The organism is Dialister sp., assembly GCF_036343215.1.
In the GTDB taxonomy this organism is placed as follows: Bacteria; Bacillota; Negativicutes; order Veillonellales; family Dialisteraceae; genus Dialister.
Window position 1 is genome coordinate 1 of sequence record NZ_JAZASU010000090.1, and the last position, 6909, is coordinate 6909.

Below are 6909 nucleotides of genomic sequence, written 5' to 3' on the forward strand. Positions count from 1 at the left end.
AAAGCCGGAGATTTTATCATTTTGCTCAGGACCCGTCAAGGGATGCCGGATAGAGAGGAAACCAGATTCTTAAACAAATCATATTAGCTCCTGTTGCACTTAGAATTATAGAATAACGGGCACCCTTCGAGAAGGGGGCTTCGCGAAGCGGTGGGGGCACGAACTTGTCGAAACGCTTCCCGGCAGGAGCAACAAAAAATGGTAAGAATGAAATGGTTTCCAATGCTGCTTTTTATCCTGACGTCCATGACAACCGATTGTGAGAGGAAACTGCACGTACGACGAAAAATTATATTCCTCGCAAATGAGGGCCGAAGGCCAATCTAAAAACTCTCGCCCGAAGGGCGCCACCTTCCTGATACCCCCGACACCCCCGATTCAAAAGTTGTCCGCCTATAGTTTCCATATAAAAAGTGCCCTGACTGTTTCAGGGCACTTTTCCGAAGAACGAACAACGAATCACGAAGAATGGAATCTTATTTCCCGAATGTTTCCTGAAAGGCCAGAAGATTCCTCTTATCCTTTCCGCACCATACGGCAAAGATGATTTCATCGAAAAGATTTTTCATATCTTCGTACATGAGGACCGTATGAAAATCATCAGCCACGTCAAAGGGATCATGTCCGAAAACTCCGCAGCCCCAGGCGCCAAGAGTGATGGTCCGGCAGTTTTTTGCCGCAAAAAGGGAGAGCATATACCGGATGCGGGCGAGACGGATGGACCGGATTTCGAAGGGCGCCAGCTTTTTGGCGGGACCGCGAAGGTCCGGGGCAGGAGAGGTGATGACGGAAGTTTCCTTTGCCGGTCCCAGAAGCGCATGGTTTTCATCCCCGCTTTTGCGGAAGATTTCCACATGGGGCGAAAAAATCATGCCATCCGATTCGAGGCCCGAAAGGGAACGGTTGTAAGCATAAAGTTTCGACCCTTCCCGGGACGAAAGGGACGCATAGAGCGTACTTTCCCGGCAGAGACATTCCTCCTGGGAAACGGCGCCCCACAAATAGCCGCCGCCCGGTTCATAGGCATTGGCGAAATTGAGGACTCCCTCCCCGGCATAATCCATGGTATCTCCTTCCACCACGGAAATATTCCCTTTTCCGGTGCGGGGGAGTTTTTTTGCCTCTTCCATCAGGATTTCAAGATTTCCCGGCAGATAGACTTCTGCCTGTTGGAGCTCTGCCAGAGAATGGTGGAAACTCCAGGCTTTTCCATCGGCCGTTTCGTACAGCCCTTTTCGGAGGATTTCATGATTCTCCTTCGCAATGGCCATATTTTTCGCGTAATCCAAAATGAACCTCCCGGAAATAAGAAATATTTTTTCCGCAGCTGCCGCCTGAAAGCGGTAGCTGATGGCTAACAGCTAACGGCTAACGGCTGCTTCACCCATTCCCGGAATTTCCGGAGCAGGATTTTGCAGGCCTCGTCGGAATCCCGGAAGGCCCGTTCGAAAGAGCCGCGGCCGTAAGGATTGGAAATTCCTTCTTCACTGCCATAAGCCGAAGACAGGAGGGAGAGCTTGTTATCCACATCGCCGCCCAGGGTATTGAAAATGCGGGGATCCTGCAGATTATCCATGAAATAGATGTAATTGTACTGATCGTAAGTCTTCCATTCCAGCGGCAGCGCTTCCTTTGCAGAGCAGGGCACACCATGAGCCTTCAGCACTTCCTGCCCTTCCGTAGAGAGCGGGCCGCCTTTTTTCTCAAAGCGGGCAGAGGAAACATAAATCTTATCCGAGAGACCTGCTTTTTTTACCAGATCCTTCATGATAAATTCCGCCATCGGCGGCTCCCCGGTGCCGGTGTGGGAAATGAAAAGCAGTTTGATCATCATAGTGGACTCCTCTTTTTACAATGAATTCTTCTTTTATTATAGCCTATTTTATACAGGTTGAGGAAATATTTCATAAACAGGCCTTCCGAACCCCGGCTTTCAGGCAGAAAAAATCCCGCGGCCGGGGCGGGATTGAATGCTTTTATACAGATGAAACAGCCATAAAAAGACTGACGGCTCCATCGGCAAGAAGAGGGATGGCGCCCAGAATCCAGGCGGTTTCTTCGTCGATTTTGTAATAAATCATGTAGGTTCCCAGTGCAAAGAGTGTGGCGGCACCGATGAGGAGGGATAAGAGGAGGAAGGAAAAGAGAGAAAGACTTTCCGCTTCGAAGAGGACTCCCAGGGCCATGGTCTCCAGAAGTGCCCAGCATACGATGAGAAGGAGTTCCGTGGTGGGGATGCGGCCGAAGATTTTTGAGGTTATAAACAGGAGTATAAAATAAATAAGAAAGGCCGTAAGGGACAGGGTCCCGCTTCCCGGCCAGGTTTGAGGGAGGGGAAGCCCGTGGATGCCGTACATGGTGAGCCCCACACCGCCAAGGCCGAAGACAGCAAGGAGGAGAAATAAAATCCCTGAAAGCCCGCCGGTCCAGCCCGTATTTCCGCCAGGCTTAAAGGCAGAAAGCCACCAGAAAGTATAGAATAATGCGCCGAGGGCCAGGGAAAACTGGCCGAAAATCACGTCTTTCAAAGGAGTCATGGGTAAGCCTTCTTTCTATTTCCATTATAGCGCGATGGAGAGGAAATGGTCATACTTCTTCGCCGGCTTGGCAGAAGTATTTCCATTGGCCGGAGAAAAAGCAAAGAGATTCAGATGAATCGGATGGATTCAGTGTAAAGTGTGTAATTGGATTCGTTTTTTGGCAGAGGTGAAATAATTCGGTGTACCTAATTATAAGTGATAAAAATGATTGATTACATTCATAATCTAAAATTTATATATTATTTTTAAACTTGAACGAAATTGATTATTTATTTCCGCCATGCATTGTGTTAAAATAAAGCTATCAAGTAATGTGGCGTCAATTCATCGGCATAAAGCGATTCCAGACGGCAGGAAGGGGCCGGGAAAAGCGGATCGATGAAAAAATGGACCCTTGTTTTTCAGGGCAGCGAGAGGAGTTTGAGTATGAGTGAATTTCAATTTTACCTGGCCATCGTCATCTTCCTCCTGACTTACGGTGGAATTATGGCGGAGAAGGTTCCGAGAACCATTTGCTCGCTCATTGGCGGCGGCGCAATGATTTATTTCGGATTCCTGACTGAAACCGAAGCTTTTAAGCAGTTTATCGACTGGAACACGCTGGGCCTCCTGGCCGGCATGATGATCCTGATTTCCGTTGTAAAAAAATCCGGTTTCTTCCGTGTCGTAGCATTGTGGACCATGAAAAAATCCAAGGGTTCGCCCCGTATGCTGCTGGTTCTGCTTTCTGTAGTCACCGCAGTTTCCGCATCTTTCCTGGATGCCGTAACCGCAGCCCTTCTGATTGCGCCTTTGACGATTTCTCTCTGCCGTATGCTGAAACTGAATCCGGTTCCCCTTCTGGTAGCAGAAATCTTCATGTGTAACGTCGGTGGTTCCGGCATGATGGTCGGCGATCCGCCAAACGTCATGATCGGCTCCGCAACCCATCTGAATTTCCTTGATTTCACGGAAAATACAGGTCCTCTGGCCGTAATCACCGTATTCATGACCCTGTGCTGCATCATCTGGCTCTTCCGTAAGGAACTGCCTCATGGCAATATGCCCCAGGAAGAAGTGGACAAGATTGACGTGATGAGCGCTGTAGAAGACAGAAAACTCTTCAACCGTTCCCTCACCGTCCTGGGCCTCACGATTCTCGGATTCATCGGCCATGCTCATTTCGGACTTGATACGGCAACTATCGCCATGACCGGTGCAGTCGTAGCCATGCTGGTCTGCGGAATCAATCCGGATGATGCCATGAAAGAAATCGATCTGGATACCCTCTTCTTCTTCATGGGACTCTTCGTCCTGGTCGGCGGTCTTGAAAAAGCAGGCGTCATCAATGCCATCGCCAAATGGGGCGTAAACCTTGCCGGCGGCGATCATCATCTGATCACCTTCCTCATCCTCTGGATTTCCGGCCTGGCATCTGCCTTCATCGATAACATTCCGTTCACTGCCACCATGATTCCATTGATTAAAGATATGCAGCAGCTCATGGGTCTTGCTCACGCAGACTACATGTGGTGGGCACTTTCCGTAGGCGCCTGCTATGGCGGCAACGGTACTTCCATCGGTGCATCTCCGAACGTCATCATGATCGCTATCGCAGCCAAAGAAGGTCATTACATCTCTTATGGCCAGTTCATGAAATGGTGCTTCCCGATGATGATCCTCTCCCTGATTATCGGTTCCGCATATATTGAAATCCGCTACTTCATGCTTGCAGGATTGTAATTGTAGAAATAAGAAACGCTCCCTTTGGGGGAGCGTTTTTTGCTTGTCATATAAACGGGGAGGCTGCCTGGAAAAGTGTTCAGTTCACAGTTATTAGTTATCAGTATGGGTGTTACAGTGAATTTTGGGGCTCCCACTGAATATGAAATAAAAGTTATACATATGTGTGTGACCTGAACATATGGAATGACCGCCGGGACACGAGAATGGAAAGAATGATAACTGCTGGCTAATAACTGATCACTATTTCCCAAAATGAAAAAGACCGTTCCCACGGCCTTTTGTAGAAAATCGAATCAGTTTCCAAAGGGGTCTTTGCCATCCTGTTTCGGAGGATTTTTCACATATTTGATCTGTTCACAAATGCAGTTGTCTTTGACTTTATAAAGTTCGGGGATGAATTCCATGATGCGCAGGAATGTATCATCATTGATGGAGTACTTTGTCCAGAGGCCATCCCGTCTGGCATTGACCACGCCGGCTTCGATGAGGATTTTCATGTGGTAGGAGAGGGTGGACTGGGACAGCGTGAAATTGGTGAGAATGTCACAGGCAGACATTTCCCTGCAGGACAGCATGTCTACGACATGAAGGCGGGTCTCGTCGGAGAGAGCCTTGAAGATGGTGGCAAATTCTTTGTAACTTGGTTTGGAATCCATAGTAACCCCTTTTCTTGCTATGAACATAGCTTGTCAATTACTTAAAAGTATCGTTATGATTTGTTTATAGCAAGGGTAATCATCGATACATTTAAATTTATTATTGTATTATTGTAACCTATATAAAAAGGGTTGTCAAATTTGTGAAATAGTTGGTTTAGAAATGTAAATCGAATCGTGGGTCGTGGTCCGTGGTCCGTGATCCGGGAAGGGGGCGCCCTGCGGGCACAATTTATATAGATATGAAAGAAAGGGAAATCTTCATGACACCGGACTTTTGAATCGGGGCTATCGGGAAGGTGGGGCTGTACAGAAAATACACAACTAAAACAAAGAACCCATCGACTTAAAAAGGCCGATGGGTTCTTCGCATGGTATAATTTAATTATGCCAAAACCAAATAATACCATTGGTAGACATTCTACCATGGAAAACGGAATTTTACCACTTTTTCTTTCGGATCTCATCCCCGAGAATGATCCCGTCTTTGCTTTTGACAGACTTATGGAGGAAGTTAATGTAGCACAGTATCTGCCCAGACTCTACAGATGCCAGGTCGGGCGTCGCAGATACAATCCCGTCAGAATGCTAAAGACAATCCTTTTCGGTTACCTGTACTTCGGGTCCATCTCTCTTCGGAGGCTTGAACTCCTTTGTCAGGTCGACATTCGTTTCAGATATCTCATGGATGGAGCGGAACCCGTATTTTCAACATTTCAGAATTTCATCAATGATGTCTTATGCGATAAAATCGAGGATATATTTGCGGTTATTACCAAGAAAATCTTCGAAATAGATTGCGTAGATCTGCAGCATCTTTACATAGATGGCTCAAAGTTCGAGGCCAGTTCCAACAAATATACCTGGGTCTGGAAGAAAGGCGTCGAAAAGTCCAGGGCAAACCTGTTTCTGAAGATTTCCAAACTCATTGCGGAAGTCAATAAAATGCTTCCGTTTAACCCCATCTATGTATGCGGAGAGTATGCACCAGAAACCGTAAAAGTCATGATGGACCACCTTAAAGAGGCCTGGAATCTGGATGAAACCAAATTCGTGCATGGTGTAGGACATCGTAAAACCCCTGAGCAGCGTTACTATGAGGAATTCCAGAAATGCTATGAAAGGCTGAAGGATTACGCCGAAAAAATTAATACCTGTGGCCCGGATAGAAACAGCTATTCCAAGACAGACCCCGATGCTACTTTCATGAGAACCAAGAAAGACCATACCGGCAATGACCAGCTTCTGCCAGCATATAATATCCAGTTTGGTGTTGCCGATGAATATATTGCCGTAGCAAGCGTGGAACAATACCGGTCAGACATGGACTGCTTCGTTCCATTGATGGAGAAATTTCATGCCACATACGGTTTTTACCCGGAATATCCCGTAGCAGACGCAGGATATGGCTCCTTCAATAACTATCTATATTGTGAAAAAGTGGGAATGAAACGGTACATGAAATTCCCAATGTGGAAGAAAGAAACCAAAGATAAAAAATACCACGAAGACCCATTCAGACCGGTTAATTACAGGATTGAGAACGAGGTACTTTACTGTCCAAACAACAAGCCATTCCACTTTAAGAAAAGACAGCCAATAAGAGGGAATAAATACGGCCGTGAAGAAGAGCTATATGAATGCGAAGACTGCTCCGGTTGTCCGTTAGCAGAGAAATGTAAAAAGGGTAAAAACAATAAAGTGATTACCCTCAATAGAGAATTGACAACTTTTCATGAAGAAGTCATGGATAACCTTGCCAGTCCTGCGGGAATATTGCTGAGAATAAACAGATCCATTCAATCCGAAGGAACATTTGGGGTCATCAAACAGGATCGACACTTCAGAAGAATAACCCGGAGAAGCATGAAAAACGTAAAACTTGAGATACTTCTGGTCGCTTTAGGCTTCAATCTGAATAAATATTGTACCAAACAGCGGCGAAAAGAACAGAGAAACCAGGCACGGGCATAAATCCAACAGACTCA

6 protein-coding genes are annotated in these 6909 nt (G+C 46.6%); 2 read left to right on the forward strand and 4 right to left on the reverse strand.

The genetic code is table 11. The features are described from left to right. Positions 1–476: 476 nt before the first annotated feature. The 3 genes from VZT47_RS08780 to VZT47_RS08790 all read right to left on the reverse strand — a co-directional run bounded on the left by VZT47_RS08780 (position 477) and on the right by VZT47_RS08790 (position 2537). Positions 477–1289: a TIGR02452 family protein gene (locus tag VZT47_RS08780; protein ID WP_330224588.1), complete on the reverse strand. Its 813-nt coding sequence runs from the start codon at positions 1287–1289 to the stop codon at positions 477–479. A gap of 65 nt (positions 1290–1354) precedes the next feature. Continuing rightward, positions 1355–1834, reverse strand: a complete 480-nt coding sequence (locus tag VZT47_RS08785) for an arsenate reductase/protein-tyrosine-phosphatase family protein (protein WP_330224589.1) — start codon at positions 1832–1834, stop codon at positions 1355–1357. 142 nt (positions 1835–1976) lie between these two features. Further along, positions 1977–2537: a hypothetical protein gene (locus VZT47_RS08790; RefSeq protein WP_330224590.1), complete on the reverse strand. Its 561-nt coding sequence runs from the start codon at positions 2535–2537 to the stop codon at positions 1977–1979. 429 nt (positions 2538–2966) lie between these two features. On the opposite strand from VZT47_RS08790, the gene VZT47_RS08795 reads away from it, so the two are divergent. Then, on the forward strand, positions 2967–4262 hold the full coding sequence (locus VZT47_RS08795) for an ArsB/NhaD family transporter (protein WP_330224591.1): 1296 nt from the start codon (positions 2967–2969) through the stop codon (positions 4260–4262). A gap of 296 nt (positions 4263–4558) precedes the next feature. Here the strand turns inward: VZT47_RS08795 and VZT47_RS08800 are convergent, their stop codons facing one another. Then, positions 4559–4921: an ArsR/SmtB family transcription factor gene (locus VZT47_RS08800; protein WP_330224592.1), complete on the reverse strand. Its 363-nt coding sequence runs from the start codon at positions 4919–4921 to the stop codon at positions 4559–4561. A 426-nt stretch (positions 4922–5347) separates the two neighbouring features. Between VZT47_RS08800 and VZT47_RS08805 the strand changes: the two genes are divergently transcribed. After that, the gene (locus VZT47_RS08805; RefSeq protein WP_330224593.1) at positions 5348–6895 is read left to right on the forward strand and encodes an IS1182 family transposase; all 1548 of its coding nucleotides are present in this window, start codon (positions 5348–5350) and stop codon (positions 6893–6895) included. Positions 6896–6909 lie beyond the last annotated feature (14 nt).